The sequence below is a fragment of the Paraburkholderia sp. RAU6.4a genome, assembly GCF_050435625.1.
Classification (GTDB): domain Bacteria; phylum Pseudomonadota; class Gammaproteobacteria; order Burkholderiales; family Burkholderiaceae; genus Paraburkholderia; species Paraburkholderia tuberum.
This window is the reverse complement of record NZ_JBNDKQ010000002.1, coordinates 2,287,012-2,308,497: the sequence shown is the minus strand read 5'-3', so window position 1 is coordinate 2,308,497 and position 21,486 is coordinate 2,287,012. Positions and strand designations below refer to the sequence as shown.

General features: G+C 63.9%; 18 protein-coding genes and 4 pseudogenes. 12 read left to right on the top strand and 10 right to left on the bottom strand.

Annotated elements, in window-relative coordinates; genetic code table 11:
- Window positions 1-172: 172 nt before the first annotated feature.
- From OKW40_RS15525 to OKW40_RS15505, 5 genes and pseudogenes are all read left to right on the top strand, one after another.
- Complete coding sequence (locus OKW40_RS15525) at window positions 173-1,375, top strand: alkaline phosphatase family protein (RefSeq protein ID WP_429491979.1); 1,203 nt, start codon at window positions 173-175, stop codon at window positions 1,373-1,375.
- Window positions 1,376-1,383: 8 nt separating this feature from the next.
- Window positions 1,384-2,670, top strand: coding sequence for a cytochrome-c peroxidase (locus tag OKW40_RS15520; protein ID WP_429490399.1), 1,287 nt, complete (start codon window positions 1,384-1,386; stop codon window positions 2,668-2,670).
- A gap of 125 nt (window positions 2,671-2,795) precedes the next feature.
- Entirely contained in the window at window positions 2,796-3,473 is a 678-nt protein-coding gene (locus OKW40_RS15515; protein ID WP_429490397.1) for a lytic transglycosylase domain-containing protein, read from the top strand.
- Between the two features lie 194 nt (window positions 3,474-3,667).
- A pseudogene (locus OKW40_RS15510) lies at window positions 3,668-4,322 on the top strand (DUF2242 domain-containing protein); the annotation flags it as partial.
- Window positions 4,323-5,367: 1,045 nt separating this feature from the next.
- Complete coding sequence (locus tag OKW40_RS15505; RefSeq protein WP_184034717.1) at window positions 5,368-5,619, top strand: hypothetical protein; 252 nt, start codon at window positions 5,368-5,370, stop codon at window positions 5,617-5,619.
- Window positions 5,620-5,698: 79 nt separating this feature from the next.
- Here OKW40_RS15505 and OKW40_RS15500 read toward each other — a convergent pair whose 3' ends face one another.
- On the bottom strand, window positions 5,699-6,628 hold the full coding sequence (locus OKW40_RS15500; protein ID WP_429490395.1) for a DMT family transporter: 930 nt from the start codon (window positions 6,626-6,628) through the stop codon (window positions 5,699-5,701).
- 237 nt (window positions 6,629-6,865) lie between these two features.
- Here OKW40_RS15500 and OKW40_RS15495 point away from each other — a divergent pair, with 237 nt between their 5' ends.
- Together OKW40_RS15495 and OKW40_RS15490 are read left to right on the top strand one after the other, a co-directional pair.
- The gene (locus OKW40_RS15495) at window positions 6,866-7,618 is read left to right on the top strand and encodes an IclR family transcriptional regulator domain-containing protein (RefSeq protein ID WP_018418696.1); all 753 of its coding nucleotides are present in this window, start codon (window positions 6,866-6,868) and stop codon (window positions 7,616-7,618) included.
- A gap of 265 nt (window positions 7,619-7,883) precedes the next feature.
- On the top strand, window positions 7,884-8,093 hold the full coding sequence (locus tag OKW40_RS15490; RefSeq protein ID WP_184056380.1) for a hypothetical protein: 210 nt from the start codon (window positions 7,884-7,886) through the stop codon (window positions 8,091-8,093).
- Window positions 8,094-8,244: 151 nt separating this feature from the next.
- Here the strand turns inward: OKW40_RS15490 and OKW40_RS15485 are convergent, their stop codons facing one another.
- A complete protein-coding gene (locus OKW40_RS15485) occupies window positions 8,245-8,520 on the bottom strand; it encodes a hypothetical protein (protein ID WP_018418694.1) in 276 nt (91 codons plus the stop codon).
- A gap of 53 nt (window positions 8,521-8,573) precedes the next feature.
- Window positions 8,574-9,332, bottom strand: coding sequence for a Mut7-C RNAse domain-containing protein (locus OKW40_RS15480; RefSeq protein WP_429491977.1), 759 nt, complete (start codon window positions 9,330-9,332; stop codon window positions 8,574-8,576).
- 93 nt (window positions 9,333-9,425) lie between these two features.
- Here OKW40_RS15480 and OKW40_RS15475 point away from each other — a divergent pair, with 93 nt between their 5' ends.
- Window positions 9,426-10,295, top strand: coding sequence for an NAD(P)-dependent oxidoreductase (locus OKW40_RS15475; RefSeq protein ID WP_429490393.1), 870 nt, complete (start codon window positions 9,426-9,428; stop codon window positions 10,293-10,295).
- Between the two features lie 106 nt (window positions 10,296-10,401).
- Complete coding sequence (locus OKW40_RS15470; RefSeq protein ID WP_184034702.1) at window positions 10,402-11,037, top strand: LysE family translocator; 636 nt, start codon at window positions 10,402-10,404, stop codon at window positions 11,035-11,037.
- 244 nt (window positions 11,038-11,281) lie between these two features.
- Here the strand turns inward: OKW40_RS15470 and OKW40_RS15465 are convergent.
- The 6 genes and pseudogenes from OKW40_RS15465 to OKW40_RS15440 all read right to left on the bottom strand — a co-directional run.
- Window positions 11,282-11,500, bottom strand: a pseudogene (locus tag OKW40_RS15465) (OmpW family outer membrane protein); the annotation flags it as partial.
- Window positions 11,418-11,885, bottom strand: a pseudogene (locus OKW40_RS15460) (DUF2957 domain-containing protein); the annotation flags it as partial. The pseudogenes OKW40_RS15460 and OKW40_RS15465, both read right to left, overlap by 83 nt.
- Window positions 11,815-12,949 (bottom strand): annotated as a pseudogene (locus OKW40_RS15455) (DUF2957 domain-containing protein). The pseudogenes OKW40_RS15460 and OKW40_RS15455, both read right to left, overlap by 71 nt.
- 77 nt (window positions 12,950-13,026) lie before the next feature.
- Window positions 13,027-13,974, bottom strand: coding sequence for an N-acetyl-gamma-glutamyl-phosphate reductase (argC, locus tag OKW40_RS15450; protein WP_429490391.1), 948 nt, complete (start codon window positions 13,972-13,974; stop codon window positions 13,027-13,029).
- Between the two features lie 222 nt (window positions 13,975-14,196).
- Window positions 14,197-14,769, bottom strand: a complete 573-nt coding sequence (locus OKW40_RS15445; RefSeq protein ID WP_026225500.1) for a flavodoxin family protein — start codon at window positions 14,767-14,769, stop codon at window positions 14,197-14,199.
- 91 nt (window positions 14,770-14,860) lie between these two features.
- Window positions 14,861-15,457, bottom strand: coding sequence for a YbhB/YbcL family Raf kinase inhibitor-like protein (locus OKW40_RS15440; protein ID WP_429490389.1), 597 nt, complete (start codon window positions 15,455-15,457; stop codon window positions 14,861-14,863).
- Between the two features lie 269 nt (window positions 15,458-15,726).
- Between OKW40_RS15440 and OKW40_RS15435 the strand changes: the two genes are divergently transcribed.
- Complete coding sequence (locus OKW40_RS15435; protein ID WP_184056372.1) at window positions 15,727-16,416, top strand: response regulator; 690 nt, start codon at window positions 15,727-15,729, stop codon at window positions 16,414-16,416.
- Window positions 16,417-16,559: 143 nt separating this feature from the next.
- On the opposite strand, the gene OKW40_RS15430 is transcribed toward OKW40_RS15435, so the two are convergent.
- A complete protein-coding gene (locus OKW40_RS15430; protein ID WP_018418686.1) occupies window positions 16,560-17,246 on the bottom strand; it encodes an orotate phosphoribosyltransferase in 687 nt (228 codons plus the stop codon).
- A gap of 312 nt (window positions 17,247-17,558) precedes the next feature.
- Here OKW40_RS15430 and OKW40_RS15425 point away from each other — a divergent pair, with 312 nt between their 5' ends.
- A complete protein-coding gene (locus tag OKW40_RS15425; protein WP_429490388.1) occupies window positions 17,559-18,803 on the top strand; it encodes an MFS transporter in 1,245 nt (414 codons plus the stop codon).
- A 360-nt stretch (window positions 18,804-19,163) separates the two neighbouring features.
- Complete coding sequence (locus OKW40_RS15420) at window positions 19,164-21,446, top strand: NADP-dependent malic enzyme (RefSeq protein WP_184065748.1); 2,283 nt, start codon at window positions 19,164-19,166, stop codon at window positions 21,444-21,446.
- Window positions 21,447-21,486 lie beyond the last annotated feature (40 nt).

Below are 21,486 nucleotides of genomic sequence, written 5' to 3'. Positions count from 1 at the left end.
CGCTGGTTCGCCAATGGTTTTATCGGTGAATTAACGTCAATTTTCACGGCAATGTCATAGGCGCTCCATAAAGTCTGCCCGCAAATAAAACCGCATTCCCGACAGGGCAACAAAGAGACAGCAACAGAGGGCAACGAACATGTCACACCGCATTGGGCTACGCGCACTCATCATGGCCGCTTGCGTGGCTTTAATCGCTTTGATCGTGGCCGCCTGCGGCTCGTCTTCTTCGTCCGGCGGGCTGCAACTGACCGGACAGCAGCAGATTCGCCACGTCTTCGTGATCACGCTCGAAAACGAAAACTACGCGACCACATTCGGCGCCAACACCAAAGCGCCGTATCTCGCGCAAACACTGGCATCGCAAGGCGCGCTCGTGCAGCAGTACTACGGCACGGGCCACGTGAGTCTCGACAACTACATCTCGATGATCAGCGGCCAGTCGCCGACCAACGAGACCGACAACGACTGCATGACCTATCAGGACTTCAAGCTGACCGGCATGACGTCCGATGGCCAGGCGATCGGCTCGGGCTGCGTGTATCCGGCGAGCGTGAAGACGTTGCCGGACCAGCTGAAGGCGGCGGGCTATACGTGGAAGGGCTATGAAGGCGACATGGGCAACGATCCGTCGCGCGAAGCCGCCACCTGCGGCCATCCGACGCTGAACACGACGGACCTCACGCAGTCGGCCGAAGCGCCGAGCGCGGCCGTGCCGCTCGGCGACCAGTATGCGACGCGCCACAATCCGTTCATGTACTTCCACTCGATCATCGATTCGCCGGACTGCGGACAGCACGTCGTCAATCTGAATAACCTGCAGAACGATCTGCAATCGGTCTCGACCACGGCGAACTTCAACCTGATCACGCCGAACCTGTGCGACGACGGCCACGACGCACCTTGCGTGAACGGCCAGCCGGGCGGCCTGACGAGCGCGAACACGTTCCTGCAGAAGTGGGTGCCGATCATTACCGCATCGCCGGCGTTCCAGAAGGATGGCCTGCTGATCATCAACTTCGACGAAAGCAGCTACGCGACGGTCACGCAGTCCGCGTCGGGCGAGGATCTGGTATTTGCGGGCACGACCTGCTGTAGCCAGCAACCCGGCCCGAACCTGCCGCCGTTCCCGGAGACTTCGTCGCTCGCCTATAACGGCATCACGATCAACCTGACCAAGTCGAGCTACGGCGGCGACCAGACCGGCGCTGTGATGATCTCGAAGTTCATCAAGCCGGGTACGGTGTCCACGGTGCCGTACAACCACTATTCGATGCTGAAGAGCATCGAGGACATCTTCCAGCTCGACCACCTTGGTTATGCGGGACAGGCCGGTCTGGTGGGGTTCGGCAGCGACATCTTCACGAACCTGTAAAAGACTCGATGCTGTCTTCTGTCATGCGATTCACGGCGCGCGCGAGCGCGCGTCGGATAGCGCTCGCCGCCCTGATGGGCGGCGCGTTATTGGGGGGCGCCGGTGCGGCGCCCGCTGTTGCGTCGAATGCGACACCGACATCCGCCGATGCGAAGCCCGTCTATAGCGACGCCGCCGCGCTCGGCAAACTGATCTTCTTCGATCCGGCGCTGTCGGCCTCGGGCAGGATGTCGTGCGCGAGCTGTCACAGTCCCGAGCACGCGTACGGGCCGCCCAACGGTCTCGCCGCGCAACTGGGCGGCGCGGACTTGCATCAGCAGGGCACGCGCGCGGTGCCGAGCCTGCGCTACGTGCTGAACCGTACGCCGATCTGGACGCATGCGCAGGCGGCGAGCCTGTCCGAGCGGCTCAGCGAAACGGACAACGCGCCGGTCGGCGGCTTCGGCTGGGACGGGCGCTTCAACTATCTGCACGATCAGGCGAACTTCCCGCTGTTCAATCCGAACGAGATGGCCAACAAGGATCCGGCCGCATTGCTCGCGAAGATGCAGCGCGCGCCCTACGCTGCGCGCTTCAAGGAAGTATTCGGCCAGAACATTTTTGCCGATCCGACCAAGGCGTTCACCCAGGCGATGTACGCGATCGAGCGCTTCGAGCTCGAAGACCCGAGTTTTCATCCGTACACGAGCAAGTTCGACTACTACCTGGACGGGAAAGTGCGACTAACTGCACAAGAGTTGCGCGGCAAAAAACTGTTCGACGACCCCGCCGGCGGCAATTGCGCATCCTGTCATATCGACCAGTCGGGCGTGAACGGCGCTCATCCGCTTTTCACCGACTTCAACTTTCAGGCGCTTGGCGTGCCGCGCAACGCTGAACTGAAGGTCAACGCCGATCCGAAGTATTTCGACATGGGCCTGTGCGGACCGTTGCGTACGGATCAGAGCGACAAGCTGAACTGCGGACTGTTCAAGTCGGTATCGCTGCGCAATACCGCGACGCGTCAAGTGTTTTTTCACAACGGTCGCTTCCACACGCTGAAAGAGGCGTTGCGTTTCTACGTGCAACGCGATACGAACCCGGACAAGTGGTATCCAATGGATGCGCACGGCAAAGTCGACAAATTCAACGATCTGCCGGTCGCACTGCGCGTGAACGTCGATACGACCGACGAGCCGCTGACGCGCAAAACGGGCGAGCGTCCGGTCTGGTCCGAGCGTGATATCGACGACGTCGCCGCGTTCCTCGCGACGCTGAGCGACGGCTATGACTTGAAGTCAAAAGCGCTCAAATGAACGCATCGGAAAGCGGGACGAGTTCCGCTCACCCTTGATTTAAAAGACAAAAATTGCCGAGGAAAGGCGTCGCCCGACGCCGCGGCGCTATAATGCGCGGATCTTTGCTTCCTCCGACGTCCACTATGAGCCGGTTACTTTGCCTGATCGTGCTTTCGCTCGGCCTCGCGCAAACCGCGGCGGCCGACGAAAACACCGACCGAATATCGGCGTACCTGACGCAGAAGTTCGGTGTGGGCAAAGAAAAGGCTCAAAAGATCTCCGACGCGGTGCAATCCGCCGCCAACAAATACTCCCTTCCTCCGGCGCTGCTGCTCGCCATCATCTCGATCGAATCCCGCTTCAAGGAAAAAGCCCGCGGCGCCAATGGCGCGACGGGGCTGATGCAGGTCGTGCCGCAGGCGCACCGCGGCCTGCTGCGCAACGTGAAGGATCTGACCGAGCCGGGTGCGAACATCGAAGCGGGCTCGGCGATTCTGTACGGCTACATGCGCTCGGCGAACGGCGATCTGAATACCGCGCTCAAGAGCTATGGCGGCTCGAAGGCCTATGCGCAGAAGGTGAATCTGCGCGTGGAGGATTTCGCGGCGGTTGCGACACCCGCTGACGGCGCTTCCGGGGCCGCTGGGCGGGCCGCGTCGTGCGAGGCGGATCGTTGCGGCAGCGCGAACCCGTGGGCCGACGCGTTCAGCGTGCCGGCGGCGCTCATTGCATCCGCGGCACCCGCCGCGAGCGGGGCAGCCGGGGCAGCCGGGGCATCGTCGGCCGCGACGGTGGGCTCGACGCGCACGACGTCGAACTAGGCACGTACGCGCGATTTCTTTCGCATTTTCGCCCGCATGCACTGCGAGGGCGCGGCAGCGTGCTTCAAGTTGACGTGGTGTTACCCGCTGCAATAGGGTCCGGGCTGTACCTTGCACGCTTTTTACGCACGTGACGCTGCCCGCTCTACAATGCATTTCCATTCGCGCTCACGAAGCGCTTCTCGCAACTGATCATGCAGAACCCCTTTTCCCGCACCACCGCCGCGGCCCTGTTCGGGCTGGTCGCGCTCACGGCATGCAGCAGCACGCCGCAACCCAAATTCACTCAGGAACTATTCGAAACCGGCGCAAGCCCGTACGCGCGCAATTTCAATTCGAGTACGGGCGATAGCTGCGAAGCCGCGCGCCGCGCATTGCTGAGCCAAGGCTATCTGACGACGATGTCGCGTCCCGATACCGTCGACGGCACGAAGAATTTTCAGCCGACCGGCGATTCGCACGTGGTCGTCGAATTTCACGTCGTGTGCACGCCCGGCGAAGAGGCGGCCGATACCAGACATCGTGTACGTGAACGCGGTGCAGAACGGCTTCGCGTTGAAGAAGAGCGATACGTCGGCGAGCGTCGGGCTCAGCGTGCTCGGTTCGCTGTCGCTGCCGATTCGCTCCAATAGCGACGCGATGGTGAAGATCTCGAGCGAGACGATTCCGTCGGGCAAGTTCTATGACCGCTTTTTCGGTCTCGTCGATCATTACTTGCAGACGGTCGTGCGCACGCAGCCGGTGACGAGCAGCCCGATCGAGACGCGGACGCTGCCGATGCCGGTAGCAGCGCCGCTTCAACTGACGATCCCTGAGCCTGTGCCCGAGCCGGTGGCGGCGACCACCTCCGCTGCAGTTCGAGCGACGCCGACCGTGCCGGTTCAGACGACGTCACCAGCGCTCGCCCAACCGACGACCGACAAGCCTGTCGCGGTGACGCCACCAGCTGCGGCTCAGGCGGTCGAGTCAGCGCCCGCGCCAGTGCAGTTAACCGCACCCGCACCGGTTCCGTTGACGACACCGTCGACATCCTCGCCGGTCCAGCCCGCCGACCCGATTGGCCAGGCTGCAGCGATCGAACCCGCGAGCGGCACGGCGCCTCTGGTGCCGTGACAGCGGCGCAGCGGCTTTCGCATCGAGGCTGATCAAGGTCCGATCAGCCTCTGATTCAGGCGCGCAGCGATATTCACCTTATGGTGTTTACTTGATACGTATACATACGTAGTAGTAGTTAACAAGGGTTAACCGATTCTGTGGATAAGTCGCAAATGTCGCGCCGCTTCAACATCATGCGAAACCTATAACCCTGCGGAACACGTCGGTAGAAAAACTACATAACTGGGATAAGTTCGAACACCGTTAGCCGACCCTGATCTTTATCAAGATTTCGCGCACAGGCTGTTCGTCGCGCTATCCCGAAGTTATTCAGAGGTCGCTGTGGATAACCACGCCTCCGACCGACACTTCCCGTTGCTCCCGCATCGACGCTTCGCGCGACGCGAAGGGCTCGCCAACGCACAGATTTCCGCCCACCGAACGCGCACATTGATAACTCGGTACGAAGATTGCACGCCTTCTTATTGTAAACGCAACTGTTGCTATTTAGTCAAAACCATTTGCCCAGCGAACAATCCGGCATAGAGTTAAAGTGCTTTGTGAGGTTTCTGGTGCAGTGCGGGGGATGTATGAAGCGCAGATCAGCACGACAGCTAGTCCGTCTTCTGTCGGACCTTCGACATGCGGCCCATTGCAGCTCGTTGCGCGCGGTCGCGACCAGTCGGATGATGGCGCTGGCAGCCGCCGAGGCCGCCGAGGACGGCGACGCCGCTCGCGACGACGACAGTCCCGAGTCCACGCGCGATGAGCAGCGCGACAAGCTGTTCCGGAGCAGATCATGAGAGCCGCGAGCGAACAGTCGTTGCGGTTTCTGGTCGAGAAGTGGCTTTCGCCATCGCCGGCCGAGCCGGTTCACGTGACGGAGTTCAGCCGCACACGCGCGGGCGGGCGGCGCTATGTGCGGGTGGAGACGTCGCCGGAACAGGGCGGGCGGGGTTTGTTCTTCTTTCGCCACGACGACGGCTGCTGGTGCGTGTTTCCGCCAACCGCCGATACGCCGAGCCCATTCGCTCATCCGCGCGCGGCATAGTTGGGCGAAGGGGCAAGACGCCTGTCGGCGCGCATCGCGCACCGAGCGTTGGCGTCGAATCGTTTTATAACGCTGTAAATCACATCACCTGCGGCGCACGCTGCCGGGCGCGTTTCCAGCCCGGCAGTATCTGACACACGATCAATCCCGCGAGCATCAGCGCAGAGCCGAACAACGCGCGAGTCGTCAGCGTTTCGCCGAGGACGAGCCAGCCCGCAAACGCCGCGAACACGCCTTCCATGCTGAAAATCACCGCCGCATGCGAGGGCGCCGCGTAGCGCTGCGCGACCACCTGGATCGTATACGCGACGCCCACCGATAACGCACCGCCGTACGCGATCGTCGGCGCGGCTCGCGCAATTACCGCGGCGCTAACGGGTTCAATGGCAAGGCCGATCGACAGGCACACGAGCCCACAGGTCACGAACTGCGCGAGTGCGAGCATCAGCGTGTCGTGGCGCGCCGCGAAGCGGCCGACCAGCATCATCTGCGCGGAAATCACCAGCGCCCCGGCGAGCTGATACCAGTCGCCGTACAGCATCGAAAAGTGCTCGTCGACGCTCAGGAAGTACATGCCAACGGCCGCCAGTAGCGCGCCAAGCCACGTACGGAGGCCAGTCCGGTGGCGAAACAGCACGCCGAGCAGCGGCACGATCGCCACATACAGCGAACTGATGAAGCCCGCGTTCGCGATCTTCGTGTACTGCAGGCCGATCTGCTGCAGCGAGATCGACACGGCCAGCACGACGCCGAGCAGCCCGCCCGCGCCAAGCAGTTCGCGGGCTCCGCCGGGCGCGCGCTTCGTCAGCTCGGCGAGCGCCGCGCGGCGCACGCAGACGATCATCGTCAGCACGACGAGCGCGCCGAGCAGAAAGCGCAAGCCGGTAAACAGGAACGGGCCGATCGTATCGAGGCTCAGTCGCTGTGCGACGAACGCGGAGCCCCAGATCATCGCGGCGATCAGCATCAGCACGTTCGCGCGCAGGTGTTGGCGGGTATCGGGATGCAAGATTTCTTATGGTTTGTCTTGGGATCGCGCTGGGAAGCCGCGCAGGCGCGCCACGCGGTGCTCAGCCGGTAAGGAATCGCTCACATGATACGCGGGCGTCGCGCGCCGGGCAGGCAAACCCCGCGAGTCGCGCGATAATCGCGCAACGGCCGCGCGGTCGCCGGCCTGCGGATCGCCGTGAATCAAGCGACTTGCGGATCGGACCGCGATCCCCCGCTCCTTCCACGAGCAAACGACATGGACGACAAGGACTGGATCGCGGGCGCCGCGAAGGCGCTCGCGATCATCGAAGCATTCGACGAAGAGCACGCGCGCATGACGCCAACGATGGTCGCCGCGCGCGCCGGCCTGTCGCGCACGGCTGCGCGCCGCTATTTGCTGACGCTGCGCGAGCTCGGCTACGTCGACACAGACGGCAAGCTGTTCTGGCTCGCGCCGCGCGTGCTGCGGCTCGGCCAGTCTTACCTCGATTCGGCGCGGCTGCCGCGCACGGTGCAACCGTTCCTGCAGCGGATCACCGCGACCGTGCAGGAAACCGCGCTGGTCGCGATCCTCGACGAACACGACGTCGTCTACGTCGCGCGCAACGGCGTGAATCGGGCGATGGCGGTCGGCTTCGTGACCGGCTCGCGCGCGCCGGCGCCGTTATCGTCGGCGGGGCTCGTGCTGCTCGCGTTCCAGCCGCCCGACAGCATCGACCCGTGGCTCGCGTCGTATCCGATCAAGGTTTTCACGCCGTACACCTATTCGACCGTCGAACGGCTCAGAGAAGTGCTTGGCGAAATCCGCCGCAACGGCTACGTGGTCACCGACCAGCAGCTCGAGATTGGTGTGCGCGGCGTCGCGGTCCCGCTGCGTGACCGGCACGGTACGGTGGTCGCGGCGATCAGCGTCAGCATGCCGATCGGCGAGGAGTCGGCGAACGCCGCGCTGCACCGCGTTTTGCCGGCGCTGCAGGAGACCGCGAGCCTGCTGCGGAACCTGGTTTGAGCGCCGCGAAGCGGTCGGCGAGGCGCGCGGGCGGCGGCTTCACGGGGACCTGGTAGGGTCCTTGGTGCGCCTTGCAGGTAGATGAAAGCAGGCTGAAAGCAGGCTGTCTCCCGGAAAATACATATCGAGTTTTGCGCATGACAAACCGCCTACGCCTGGGTAATACTCTCCCGCGGGGAGCACAAGGCACCTCGAAGTCCAGCCGCTCTACCGTGCAGCTGTATTCATTCACATTGACTCAGTCGTCTGGTTTGGGGATCAACACATGAAAAAAGTTATCGTCTCGCTCGCAGCCGCTTCGATCGCACTCGTTTCCGTTCAGGCTTTCGCGCAGGCATCGGATGCCGCTGCTATGGAAGCAGCAAGCGCACCGAAGAAGCACCACGTCAAGCAGTTGAAGACCCACGGCAAGAAGGCACACGTTTCCGCCGCAGCTTCGGCAGCAGGCACGAACGACAAGGGCGTGCAGAACTAAGCCAACGCGCGCTCGTCGGGCGCGACATAGCGCTGCGCCGCACCGTTTGCCGGTCGGTGCAGCCGGTGGCGGCAGATGCGTTGCCAGCAAAAAGGCCAGAGCTCGCGCTCTGGCCTTTTTGCTGTTGCGGCGGATTTTGCGCGCGGGAAGATCAGCCCGCGAGTCCGCGCCGGATCACTTCATCCAGCAGCCCGTTCAGGCCGTCCGGATGACTGGCGGCGCGCGTTTTCAGCTCCTCCACCAGCTCGCCGTTGAGCTTGCACGCAAACGGGACGAGGCCTTGCGCCTGATCGAGCTTGCGCTGCTCGCGCCGGTCGATCTTCGGCTCGGTCGCCGCGTTCTTGCCGCCGCGGTTAGCGGTTGCCTGTTTCATCGCGTTGCCCAGTTTCAGCGCCTTGTTCTTTTCAAGGTCGGTTTTTTTCATCATCGGAAAGGCCTCTGCCAAATAGATCAACCCGCATTGTACGCAAGCGCGGGGCGTCAGCCGACACGGTCCGGTGCGCCGGCGGAGACGCTGTCCATCAACGCGCGCATCCTCTGCCAATGCGTGCCTTCCCAGAATACGCGTCCGCATACATCGCAGGTCACGAAGCGGCTGTGCCGCTGCAGCACGCCGCGCGGCACGCGCAGGCCGGCTTCCTCGCGTGCGATGCGTCGCAGCGGCGCGTTGCATACGAGGCATAGCCGAAACGGTTGCGCGCTGCGCGCGAGGTCGAGCCGCTCGAACACTTCGCGCAACTGCTCGCGCGGCCGCAGCGCGCGCACGTAGCAGCCATGCGTGATGTTGCGGCGTTTGAGCAGCTCGCGGTCGCGCGTCAGCACGATGCGCTGCTGCGCGGCGGCGAGCGCCTCGATATCGGCGTCGGGAAAGTGGTTGTCGTACAGCGTATCGAAGCCCGCAAGCCGCAGAAGCGGCGCGAGGCCGCCGAGATGCGCATCGGCGATGAAGCGCATCACGCGCAACGGCCGCTCGCGCACGCGCAGCAGCGGCTGGATGTCGAGCGCCTCGAATTTCGGATAGACCGCGACGCGGTCGCCGTCGGCGAGCGGATGATCGAAACCAACCGAGTCGCCGTTCACCAGTATCAGCTCGACCTCGGTATGCGGCACACCGAGCACTTCGATCATGTGCTTGGTCGTTGCGCCGCGCGCGCAGACGCAGGTGAACGCGCGCCGGCGCAGCGGCCGGGCGATGAAGTCGTTCAGCTCCTCGTAGAAGCGGAATGTCGCGGTGACCATGCCTGCAGTATCGCACCGCTCGGGTTGCGCGTTGTCCTGCGCTTGTCGCATGAGTGTGCTCTACTTCGGGTTCTTTAGAAGACGGAGCGATAGATGGACATCGGTTTTATCGGTCTCGGCGAGATGGGCGCCGCGATGGTTGCAAACATTCTGAAAGCCGGGCACCAGGTGCGCGTGTGGAACCGCTCACCGGAAAAGGCCCAGCCGCTGGCCGGGCTGGGCGCGCAAGTCGTCGCGACGCCGGCTGAAGCGTTTGCGGGCGACGCCGTGTTCTCGATGCTCGCCGACGATGCCGCGCTGCGCGAAGTCATCACCGCGTCGTTGCTCGAACATGCGCCGCGCGGGCTGATCCACGCGAATATGGCGACGATTTCCGTGGCGCTCGCCGAGGAACTGGCGACCGCGCACGCGTCGCGCGGCGTGCATTACGTCGCCGCACCGGTGCTCGGGCGGCCCGACGTCGCGGCCGCGGGCAAGCTGACGATCGTCGCGGGCGGCCCGGCCGAATCGATCGACCGGATCCAGCCGATTTTCGACGCACTCGGCCAGAAGACCTGGCGCATCGGCTCGCTGCCGCAGCAGGCGAACGTGATGAAGCTGGCCGCGAACTTCATGCTCGGCGCGGCGATCGAGACGCTCGGCGAAGCGGCCGCGCTCGTGACGGGCCACGGCCTCGCGATGCAGGACTTCCTCGACGTGATCACGAGCGGCCTGTTTCCGGGACCGGTGTACTCGGGCTACGGCAAGCTGATCGCCGAGCAGCGCTTCGAGCCGGCGCTGTTCAAGGCGCGTCTGGGACTGAAGGACGTGCGCCTCGCGCTCTCCGCCGCCGATGCGGTGACAACGCCGATGCCGGTCGCGAGCGTGGTTCGCGACAGCCTGATCGAGGCGATCGCGCACGGCGACGGCGAGAAGGATTTCGCGGTGCTGGGTCAGGTCGCGACGCGCCGGGCCGGCCGCTGACGGCGCTGTCGATCACCGGACGCGAGCGATCGACGCAGCGTGGCCGCATGAGTCGCGCTGGGCGGCAAGGCATAATAGCCGCCCGATCCCCCTACACCCGATTTCGATGACTCTGCATACCTGGTGGCTGTTCGCCGCCACTGTTTTCGTGGTTTCCGCGATTCCCGGTCCCAACATGCTGCTCGTGATGACGCACGGCGCCCAGCACGGCCTGCGTCGCGCGAGCGCGACGATGGCCGGTTGTCTGTCGGCGCTGGTGCTGATGCTGGCGGTATCGGCGGCGGGGCTCGGCGTGTTTCTGGCGGCATGGCCGACCATGTTCAACGCACTGCGCATGATCGGCGCGGCCTACCTCGTATATCTGGGCATCAAGGCATGGCGCGCGCCGGCCGACGAAACCGCCGCGCACAACGTCGACGACCTGACAGCCCGGCCCGCGCGCTCGCGCTTCGCGCTATTTCGCAACGGCTTTCTGGTCGCGAGCAGCAATCCGAAGGCGATCCTGTTCGCGGCCGCGCTGCTGCCGCAATTCATCGATGCAACCCAGCCGAAGTTGCCGCAGTTCGGCGTGCTGCTCGCGACGTTCGCGTCGATCGAGGTCAGCTGGTATCTGGTGTATGCGGGTTTTGGCACGCGCATCGGCGCCAGGTTGAAGAGCCGCAGCGTCGCGCGGATGTTCAACCGGCTGACGGGCGGTGTGTTCGTCGGTTTCGGCGCGATGATGGCGCTGGTGAGGCACTAAGCACCGCGCGTGTCGGCAGACAAGGGAAAACTGAGCCGTACCCATGTGACCGTTGTATGTTTGCAACATTGAGGGTCAACCCTAATTTGCATGTTGCAACGCACCAAGCGGTCTGCTATAGTTCGTCTTGTCTCCTCCATGTCTCCTCTGATATGGATTCAGCCCGCCAACTTAGGTGGGCTTTTTTTTTTGCCCGGAATTCGCCGCGCGCCCAAAGCGGCGCCGCGACCGCGGAAAATCAAATTCAGAACTTATACGACACGGCCAGGAAGGAAATGATCGGGTTTGCGCCCAGATCCGCCTTCGACACGCCAAGCTCCGTCCCATCGGCCGCCTTGATGATGACCGACGACGTCGTCTTCAGCGGGATATACGTGACCGACGCAACGAGCCCCCAGTGCTCGGTGATGTTGTACGCAAGGCCCGCGTTGAACACCGGCGCCCACGACGACGACGCCTTCGCCCACGAAAATCCGCGCCGGCCGGCTCGCATCGAGGCTCGCGCCGTTCAGACGGAACGCGCACTGGTTCAGCTTGTTGGTCGGTAGCCGCTTTTCCGGGGGCAGGGAGCCGCCCGCGACCTGGCCCGCGCGCGTCGGGGCGACGGTGCCGGTGGTGGCGGGAATCGGCGACTGGATGTAGCTGATCTGCCACGTCATCTTCGTCGTATCGAGCTGCAGTTTGACGAGTTCACCGTCTCCGCCGCCACCGGTGAAGACCGTGCCGTAGTCGAGCGACGCAGGGCACGGCCGCGTTTCGGTCATCGGTCCGTCGCCGTTACTGCTGCCGCCGCACGCGCCCAGCAACGGTGCGCACAGAGCGAGCACCGAAATGATTTTCGAATTCATACCGCCCTATGGCCCACAGCACATTCACGCGTCGTCTGGCCAGAGCAATGATGATCTGATGATGTCGCTTCCCCTCTTTGCGTTTGCGCGCGTAGAACGCGGCGCTCTCGGGACAGCGCATCGATGCGAATGCGGACTGATAGAAGATCCGCTTGAGACGCTTGTCGCCCTTTTGAGGTCGTTTGAGCCAGCTGGATTTGCCCGATTGCTTCAGGACCGGAGCCAGGCCAGCGGCCGAAGCCAATGCATCAGGCGATCTGAAGCGGACCGTTGGGCCTGCCACGGCGATGAATTCTGCCGTCAACATCGCGTCGAAGGTTTTGACGGCGTTCGTGGCGACGGTTTCGTAGTTCGCGGTCGGCGACAGGTGGTACAGCAGCGTTGTAGGTGCCGGCAAGCTTCGTGATGTCGGTCGTCGTGCTCGCGAAGCCGAGGAACGGATAGAAGTCGAAGTGCCGCTTGTGGACCGCGCCGATGGCGGGAACGCCGGGCAGCAGCGTGATGCCTGCATACTGGATCGCCGCGCCCGGAATCCCGCCGCCCGCGACGCCCTTGCCGATCAGGATCATCGGCGGGTTCGGGTTGTCGACGAAGTCGGGCGTCGCGTAGGTCGTGCCGTCCGACGCGGTGCCGGTGCCCGCGCCGAGGATGAACGCGCAGCGTGTCTGCTCGGCGGTCGGCAGCATGCCGGTGGGCGGGTGAATCACCGCGCCCGTGATCTGCGTGCCCCTGCGTGTGACGGAGACGCTCGCGCTGGTGAGCGGAATCGGCGACTCGAGCCACTTCAGCGTGTAGGTCATCGCGGTCGCGTCGATATTCAACTGAACGATTTCGCCGCTGCCGGCGCCGCCGAGGTAAGTGCTTTTGACGAGGTCCGCGGTGTCGGGGCACAGCGTCGCGGTGCTAGCGCTGGGCGTCGGCGCGCCTTGCGTACCGCGACTCGCGCCCGCGCATTGCGCCGGTGTGACGGGGCCCGGATTGTCGGCTTTGCCGCCGCCGCAAGCGATAAGAAAAGGTGCTGTGGCAATAGCCATTGCCAGGCCGCGAGTTATGCCGTGCGACATGCTGCTGGCGGAAAACAATGCAGTGCAATGCAATGAGCGGGCTTTTTTCGTGGCACCGCGGATGCGGGTCGACTCGCCTAGCGTTTCAAACCGGTGCCTTCTGCCGCGCCGATCGCGAGATTCATGCACTGGATCGCCGCACCCGACGCGCCCTTACCGAGATTGTCCAGCCGCGCGACGGTCACGAAGCGCTCTTCGTTGCCGAACACGAACAGGTCGACGCGGTTGGTGTCGTTGTTCGCCTGCACGTCGAAGAAGCCGTTGTCGAGACTCGCGTCGGCGTTGAACGGCGCGACGTGCACGAACGCTTCGCCCGCGTAGTATTCGGCGAACTGAGCCTGCACGTCCTGCGGCGTCGTCTTCTTCGCGAGCTGGCCCGGCGAGAAGTACGTGGTGACCGCGAGGCCCTTGTAGAAGTCGCCGACGATCGGCGTGAAGATCGGCGCCGACTTCAGGCCCGTATGCGTGGCCATTTCCGGCAGGTGCTTGTGCGTGAGGCCGAGCGCGTACGGGCGCGGGCTCTTGAGTCTGTCGTTGCCGCCGGCTTCGTAGTCGGCGATCATCTTCTTGCCGCCGCCGCTGTAGCCAGTGATCGAATAGGCGTGCGCGGCGAACTCGGGCGCGACGACGCCGCCTTCGACGAGCGGGCGCATCGCGAGCACGAACGCCGAGGCGTGGCAGCCCGGCACGGCGATGCGTTTGGCGGTGCGCAGGCGTTCGCGCTGCGAGCGAGCCAGCTCGGGCAGACCATAGGCCCAGTCGGGCGAGGTGCGGAACGCGGTGCTCGCGTCGATCAGCACCGTGCGGTCGTTCTCGACGAGCGAGGCCGACTCGCGCGAGGCGATATCGGGCAGACACAGGAACGTGACGTCCGACGCGTTGATGAGACGACGGCGCTCGTCCAGGTCCTTGCGCTTCGCTTCTTCGATACGCAGGATTTCGACGTCGGCGCGCTGCGACAGGTATTCAAAAATTTTCAGGCCGGTCGTGCCTTCCTGTCCGTCGACAAAAACTTTCGTGCTCATCTCGATCTCACTCGCTGGAAACGGGGCGCGACGCCGCGCCGGAACGTTATTTTAAGACGTCATCGCCGCGACCGTGCGGTGCAGCGCGAAAAAACGACGATGCGCGCACAACGTGACGTCGGCGTGACCCGTTGCGCGGCGAATGCGGGCTGATGACCGAAGATGAACCGCCGATGAGCCGCGACGTCGTTTCGGCGCCGTTCAACCATTAGCCGCGCGCCGCTACCCGCGCGGCGCGATCCAGCGCGCGGTGACGCCCGCAATGCGCGCGCCGAACAGGCGCGCGGTTTCGAGATCGCCCGGCGGCGGCGCTTCGTCGGGCGACGCATCGGCCGCCGATTGCGTAAGCAGTCCGGTAAAGCCGCCGACGAAGTTCAGATCGTTGCGCGTCGCGGCCTTCGTGTTCGACGGCATCATGCCGGTGCCGGCCCAGATCATGCTGTGCTGCATCGCCAGCGTGACGAAGTACTGAATGGTCGAGAACTTGTCGCCGTTCATCGTCGCCGAGTTCGTGAAGCCGGCTGCGATCTTGTCTTTCCACGCCTGCGCGAACCACGGTTTCGAACTGGCGTCGGCGAACTTCTTGAAATCGGCCGACGGGCCGCCCATGTAGGTCGGCGCGCCGAAGATCAGTGCGTCGGCGGCGGCGAGTTCGTCCCACGAGGCGTCGTCGAGGTCGCCGACCGGCATCATCTTCGCCTGCGCACCGGCTTCCAGCGCGCCCGCGAGCACGGCTTCGGCGACCTTCTTCGTGTGGCCGTAGCCGCTGTGATAAACGATGACGATCTTCGACATGAAGTGCTCCAGCAAAGCGATCGGGAAGGCGAACGGCGCAAGCCAGACGATGCGGCGCGGCGGCGCCCCATCACGACCGCGACGGCCGCCACTAGCGCCCGTAATTGACCTCGAGCCGCGCGCTGCCGATCGCGGCCGTGCCGATCTCGTGATCGAACATCAACGCGGGACGTCCTTGCGCGAGACGCAGATCGGCCGAGTTCAGCGCGTACACGGTGATGATATAGCGATGCGGTTTGCCGGGCGGCGGGCACGGGCCGCCATAGCCGTCGGTATCGAAGTCGTTGCGCGCTTCGACCGCGCCGAGCTTGCGCAGGAAACCGGACGAGCTCGCATTCTCGGGCAGGCTGTCGACCGTGGCGGGGATGCCCGCGACCGCCCAGTGCCACCAGCCGCGCCCCGGCGCGTCCTCGTCGAACATCGTGATCGCGAAGCCGCGCGTACCGGCCGGCGCGTCGCGCCATGAGAGCTGCGGTGAACGGTTGCCGCCCTTGCAGTCGTTCCGGTCGAACACCTGCGCATTCTGCACGGTGCCGCCCGTGCGCACGCTCGCGCTCGTCAGCGTGAACGGCTCGTCGGCCCGCGCACCGGCACTATGCGCTGCGAATAGCGCAAGCATCGCGCCGACGGCGAGCGATCGATGCCGCCAAGATGAAGCCAGCGAAACAACCAGGCAACGCATGCGCATATGCCGGTTCTCCTGTAAGGGCGCGAGGCGCGGGTCCTCGCGACTGTCGTTGTGCTGAATTGTGCCCCAAGGTCGAATCAAGTCTAACATCAGCGCTGATTAGCTCTGCGACGCAATATGTTCGCGTGCCGCGGAATTCGCAGACAGGAAATCAGCTATAGTAAGGGGGTTGTCGCGCGACCCTTACTGCATTTGACTCGTTTAAATAGCGAGCGTCAAAAGCAGTGTTAGAAGTTGTGGAGACCGGTTTATCCGTCCAGAGGAGGACGATGCAAGTTTCACTCAGGGTCGTGGTGGCAGACGATCATCCGGTTATTCTGTTTGGCGCTGAAAATGCGCTGCTCAAATTTCCCGGTATGCAAGTCGTTGGGCGCGCAAGGCAGTCGACTGAACTTATCAAAATGTTGCAATCCACCGAATGCGACGTGCTCGTCACCGACCTGGCCATGCCGGGCGGTCAGTACGGCGACGGCTTGCAACTCATCGACTATTTGCGCCGCAATTTCCCGAATCTGCCGATCGTCGTGCTCACCATGCTCGAGAACGCCGCATTGCTCAAACGGCTCAAGGAACTTGGCGTGACGTCGGTCGTGAACAAATCGGACGATCTCAGCCATATTGCGCTTGCGGTACAACACGTGGGCCGTCGTATGACCTATATGAGTCCGTCGGTGAAGGCGGTGCTCGATGGGTTGCGGGTCAATTCAGCCGGCAAGCGCGACGACTCGAAGCTGTCGCGGCGCGAACTCGAAGTCGTGCGCCTGTTCGTATCGGGTATGACGATCAAGGAAATATCGGAGCGTTTGAATCGCAGCATCAAGACGATCAGCACACAAAAAAACGCGGCCATGCGCAAGCTCGGAATCGATCGCGACTCCCAACTATTCCAGTATGCGCAGAGCAATGGTTTGCTGAATCTTTCGTCGAACTCGAGTAAGGACATCGCGAACCAGTCCTGATATCGGGCCTCGTTTCGTCCGCCGGGTAATCAGCGATAAACAATCGGCGATAAAAAAGCCGCCTGCTGCGAAACAGGCGGCTTTTTCATTCAATCCGCATAAAGCGGCTACGTTTTTATTGTCACTGCCTTAGCGCGATGGCTTTATTGCGGCGTAGACGTCGCACCGCCATGTGCAGCGGACCACTCGGCCGGCGCGTGCAGGAATTTTTCCACTTCGTCGATCGTCTTCGTGTCGAAGTAGTTGTTCTGCTTCGCGACGCGCAGCACGTCCCACCATGTGGCGAGCGCGTGCAGATCGACGTCGATGTCTTTCAGCACCGACACGCTTTCCTTGAAGATGTTGTAGTGGAACAGCACGAAGCAGTGGTTCACCGTCGCGCCGGCGGTGCGCAGCGCGTTGATGAAGTTGATCTTGCTGCGGCTGTCGGTCGTCAGGTCTTCGACGAGCAACACGCGCTGGCCTTCGGTCAGCAGACCTTCGATCTGCGCGTTGCGGCCGAAACCCTTCGGCTTCTTGCGCACGTACTGCATCGGCACCATCAGGCGGTCGGACAGCCATGCCGCGAACGGGATGCCCGCGGTTTCGCCGCCGGCGACCGCGTCGATCTGCTCATAGCCGACGTCGCGCAGGATCGTCGCTTCGGCCATTTCCATCAGGCCGCGGCGCACACGCGGATACGAGATCAGCTTGCGGCAGTCGATATACACCGGGCTCGCCCAGCCGGACGTGAAAATATACGGTTTCTCCGCGTTGAAATGCACTGCTTGTACTTCGAGCAGCATTTTGGCGGTGGTGTCGGAGATCGTCTGGCGATCGAAGCCTGTCATGGGCGGATCCTTCGGAGTGAGCGGGGGAGAAGCGGGCGCTGGGCCCGGTGGCGCAGCAAGCGGGGTATGCCGCGCCATGCTGGGCGGGATACGCGGCCGGGGGAAGAGCACAGACCGGCTTTTGCTGCGCGCGTGGGCCGCTATTTTACCTGAAATGGGTCGCACCGAGGAGGCCGTCGTGCGCGGCGGCGCAGCCGGCGGGCGCTTTGGCGCGCGCATCGTCTTGTGACCGGGTGAGGCCGCCTTTACACTCACGCGACTTTCCCGGGACGCTTCCCACGCAGCCGCCTTCAGACCTACGGAATGCTTTCAATGAACGCCGCTCCACCCGCCTCCGCCTCCACCACCGAAACCCGCTCCGCCGTCCAACCGGGCTATGCGGGCCGCGCGCTGCTTGCGTCGGTGCTGGGCTATGCGATGGACGGCTTCGATCTGCTGATTCTCGGCTTCATGCTGCCGGTGATCGCCGCCGACCTGCATCTGAGTTCCTCGCAGGCCGGTGCGCTGGTCACATGGACGCTCATCGGTGCGGTGGCGGGCGGCGTGCTCTTCGGCGTGCTCAGCGATTATTTCGGCCGCGTGCGCATGCTGACGTGGACGATCCTGATCTTCGCGGTGTTCACCGGCCTGTGCGCGCTCGCGCAAGGCTACACGGACCTGCTGATCTATCGGACCGTCGCCGGGATCGGGCTGGGCGGCGAATTCGGCATCGGTATGACGCTGGTCGCCGAAGCATGGCCGGCGTCGCAGCGGGCGCGGGTGTCGTCGTATGTCGGGCTCGGCTGGCAGCTTGGCGTGCTGGCGGCCGCGTTGCTGACGCCGCTGCTGCTGCCGGTGATCGGCTGGCGCGGCATGTTCGCGCTCGGGCTGCTGCCGGCGGTCGTGTCGTTCTTCGTGCGCCGCCGCGTCGAGGAGCCGGCGCTTTTCGACCAACGCGTCGCGCGCGGCATGCGCAAGCTGCCGCTGAAACTGCTGTTCGTCGATGGACGCACGACGCGCGCGAGCCTCGGCGTCACGATCCTGTGCTCGGTGCAGAACTTCGGCTATTACGGGCTGATGATCTGGCTACCTAGCTATCTGTCGAAGACCTTCGGCTATTCGCTGACCAAATCGGGGCTGTGGACCGCCGCGACGATTCTCGGCATGGCGGCCGGCATCTGGCTATTCGGCATCGCCGCCGACCGCTTCGGCCGCAAGCCGACGTTCCTGTTCTACCAGGCGGGCGCCGTCGTCATGGTGTTCGTCTATGCGCAACTGACGACGCCGATGGCGTTGCTGATCGGCGGCGCGGCGATGGGGGTGTTCGTCAACGGCATGATCGGCGGCTACGGCGCGCTGATTTCGGAACTCTATCCAACCGATGCGCGCGCCACCGCGCAAAACGTGCTGTTCAACGCGGGTCGCGCGGTGGGCGGCTTTGGGCCGGTCGTCGTGGGCGCGCTGGCGGCGCGCTACTCGTTCGGCGCGGCGCTCGCGCTACTGGCGTCGATTTACCTGCTGGACATCCTCGCGACCCTGTTTCTGATTCCTGAGCGACGCGGCGCCGAACTCGACTGACCGCGGCGACGAAGCGCGTCCTTCAATCGCTTCGAATACTGCGAATGCGTGGACCATGCGGCCCGCATGGCGCCCCGCCGCGTGGCGGAAAAGCACGGTTGGGCCATGGCGACGCAGCGTCCTGAGCGCCTGTTTCGCTAATGGCGAGTCCTGTTAACCACGCAGTGCATCGACACGTCCGGGGTGTACACTAATCGACCCGCGAAGCACTCCACATCGTCCCGTCTTCGTCGAGGTAAGCCGTCGCGCCTGACCGGGCGCGTGCGAAAACCGCCTCGGTCGGCTATCGGTCCGACAGATGAAAGCGCTGCAACGATGTGTGTCGCCGGGCCCAATCACTTACGTCTCGCAGGCCTAGAAATGGACGAACAACTCAAGCAAAGCGCTCTCGCATATCACCAGAATCCGAAACCTGGCAAGATTTCGGTGACGCCTACCAAGGCGCTGTCGAACCAGCTGGATTTGTCGCTCGCGTATTCGCCGGGTGTGGCGGCAGCCTGTATGGCAATTTACGAGGAACCGCTCGACGCGCAGAAGTACACGTCGCGCGGCAACCTCGTCGGCGTGATCACGAACGGCACCGCGGTGCTCGGCCTCGGCAACATCGGCCCGCTTGCCGCGAAGCCGGTGATGGAAGGCAAGGGGTGTCTGTTCAAGAAGTTCGCGGACATCGACGTGTTCGACATCGAGCTGAGCGAATCCGATCCGGACAAGCTCGTCGAGGCGATCGCGATGCTCGAGCCCACGCTGGGCGGCATCAACCTCGAGGACATCAAGGCACCCGAGTGCTTCTACATCGAGAAGAAGCTGCGCGAACGTATGAAGATTCCGGTCTTCCACGACGATCAGCACGGCACCGCGATCATCGCATCGGCGGCGATCCTGAACGGCCTCAAGGTGGTCGGCAAGAGGCTCGACGAAGTGAAGCTGGTCTGTTCGGGCGCGGGCGCGGCGGCCATTGCGTGTCTGGATCTGCTCGTCAATCTCGGTCTGTCGAAGCAGAACATTCTCGTCGCCGACTCGAAGGGCGTGATCTACGAAGGGCGCGGCAACCTCGATCCGTCGAAGGAGCGCTATGCGGCGCACACCGAAGCGCGCTCGCTCGCCGATGCAATCCGCGGCGCGGACGTGTTCCTCGGCTGCTCGAGCGCCGGCGTGCTGAAGCCGGAGATGGTCGCCGAAATGGGCTCGCGGCCGCTGATTCTCGCGCTCGCGAACCCCGAGCCGGAAATCCGTCCGGAAGAAGCGCGCAAGGTGCGCCCGGACTGCATCATCGCGACCGGCCGGTCGGACTATCCGAACCAGGTCAACAACGTGCTGTGTTTCCCGTTCATCTTCCGCGGCGCGCTCGACGTCGGCGCGACGACGATCACCGAAGAAATGAAGCTCGCGTGCGTGCGCGCGATTGCCGAACTGGCCGAGGAAACGGACCAGGGCGATGAAGTCGCGAAGGCCTACGAAGGCCACTCGCTCGAATTCGGTCCCGAATACCTGATTCCGAAGCCGTTCGATCCGCGCCTGATCATCAAGATCGCGCCGGCCGTCGCGCAGGCCGCAATGGATTCGGGCGTCGCGACCCGCCCGATCCAGGACATGGATGCGTACCGCGAACAGCTCGGCGCGACCGTCTATCGCTCGGGCATGGTGATGCGGCCGGTGTTCGCGGCGGCGAAGTCGGCACCGGCGCGCATCGTGTTCGCGGAAGGCGAAGACGAGCGCGTGCTGCGCGCCGCGCAGTTCGTGCTGCTCGAAAAGATCGCCAAGCCGATCCTGGTCGGCCGTCCGTCGGTGATCGAGATGCGTCTGAAGAAGATGGGCTCGAAGCTCAAGTGCGGCGAAGACGTCGAGATCGTCGATCCGGAAGACGATCCGCGCTATCACAAGTGCTGGCAGGCGTATCACGAACTCGGCGCGCGCGAAGGCGTGACGCCGGACGTCGCGAAGGCCGCGATGCGCAAGTTCAACACGCTGATCGGCGCGATCCTCGTGCGCCTTGGCGAAGCGGACGGCATGATCTGCGGCATGATCGGCCAGTTCCACACGCATCTGAACTTCATCGAGCAGGTGCTCGGCAAGGCCGACGACGTCGAGAACTTCGCCGCGATGAATCTGCTGATGCTGCCGGGCCGCAACATGTTCATCTGCGACACGTACGTGAACGAAGTGCCGACCGCCGAGCAGCTTGCCGACATGACGATGCTCGCCACGCGCGAAATCGAGAAGTTCGGCATCACGCCGAAGGTCGCGCTGCTGTCGAACTCGAACTTCGGCAGCGCGCCGTCGTCGTCGTCGCAGCGCATGGCCGCGGCGCGCAAGCTGATCACGCAACGCGCGCCGTCGCTCGAAATCGACGGTGAAATGCACGGCGACGCGGCGCTGTCGGAGACGGTCCGCAAGGCCGCGTTCCCGGGCACGACGCTCGCCGGCGAAGCGAATCTGCTGATCATGCCGAACGTCGAAGCGGCGAACATCGCGTACAACCTGCTGAAGGTCGTGGGCGGCGAGGGTGTGACGGTCGGGCCGTTCCTGCTGGGTGCGGAAAAGCCGGTGCATATCCTGACGCCGGCCGCGACCGTGCGCCGTATCATCAACATGACGGCGGTCGCTTCGGCGAACGCGCGCAAGTCGGTGAACGCGAAGTAACGTGCATCACGTGAGGTTGGCGCGGGCGCGGCATTAACGC

Coding starts and splice junctions, on each gene's coding strand:
- OKW40_RS15525 (WP_429491979.1), top strand. CDS start 173: ATGGCCGCTTGCGTGGCTTTAATCGCTTTGATCGTGGCCGCCTGCGGC.
- OKW40_RS15520 (WP_429490399.1), top strand. CDS start 1,384: ATGCTGTCTTCTGTCATGCGATTCACGGCGCGCGCGAGCGCGCGTCGG.
- OKW40_RS15515 (WP_429490397.1), top strand. CDS start 2,796: ATGAGCCGGTTACTTTGCCTGATCGTGCTTTCGCTCGGCCTCGCGCAA.
- OKW40_RS15505 (WP_184034717.1), top strand. CDS start 5,368: ATGAGAGCCGCGAGCGAACAGTCGTTGCGGTTTCTGGTCGAGAAGTGG.
- OKW40_RS15495 (WP_018418696.1), top strand. CDS start 6,866: ATGGACGACAAGGACTGGATCGCGGGCGCCGCGAAGGCGCTCGCGATC.
- OKW40_RS15490 (WP_184056380.1), top strand. CDS start 7,884: ATGAAAAAAGTTATCGTCTCGCTCGCAGCCGCTTCGATCGCACTCGTT.
- OKW40_RS15485 (WP_018418694.1), bottom strand. CDS start 8,520: ATGATGAAAAAAACCGACCTTGAAAAGAACAAGGCGCTGAAACTGGGC.
- OKW40_RS15480 (WP_429491977.1), bottom strand. CDS start 9,332: ATGGTCACCGCGACATTCCGCTTCTACGAGGAGCTGAACGACTTCATC.
- OKW40_RS15475 (WP_429490393.1), top strand. CDS start 9,426: ATGGACATCGGTTTTATCGGTCTCGGCGAGATGGGCGCCGCGATGGTT.
- OKW40_RS15470 (WP_184034702.1), top strand. CDS start 10,402: ATGACTCTGCATACCTGGTGGCTGTTCGCCGCCACTGTTTTCGTGGTT.
- argC (WP_429490391.1), bottom strand. CDS start 13,974: ATGAGCACGAAAGTTTTTGTCGACGGACAGGAAGGCACGACCGGCCTG.
- OKW40_RS15445 (WP_026225500.1), bottom strand. CDS start 14,769: ATGTCGAAGATCGTCATCGTTTATCACAGCGGCTACGGCCACACGAAG.
- OKW40_RS15440 (WP_429490389.1), bottom strand. CDS start 15,457: ATGCGCATGCGTTGCCTGGTTGTTTCGCTGGCTTCATCTTGGCGGCAT.
- OKW40_RS15435 (WP_184056372.1), top strand. CDS start 15,727: ATGCAAGTTTCACTCAGGGTCGTGGTGGCAGACGATCATCCGGTTATT.
- OKW40_RS15430 (WP_018418686.1), bottom strand. CDS start 17,246: ATGACAGGCTTCGATCGCCAGACGATCTCCGACACCACCGCCAAAATG.
- OKW40_RS15425 (WP_429490388.1), top strand. CDS start 17,559: ATGAACGCCGCTCCACCCGCCTCCGCCTCCACCACCGAAACCCGCTCC.
- OKW40_RS15420 (WP_184065748.1), top strand. CDS start 19,164: ATGGACGAACAACTCAAGCAAAGCGCTCTCGCATATCACCAGAATCCG.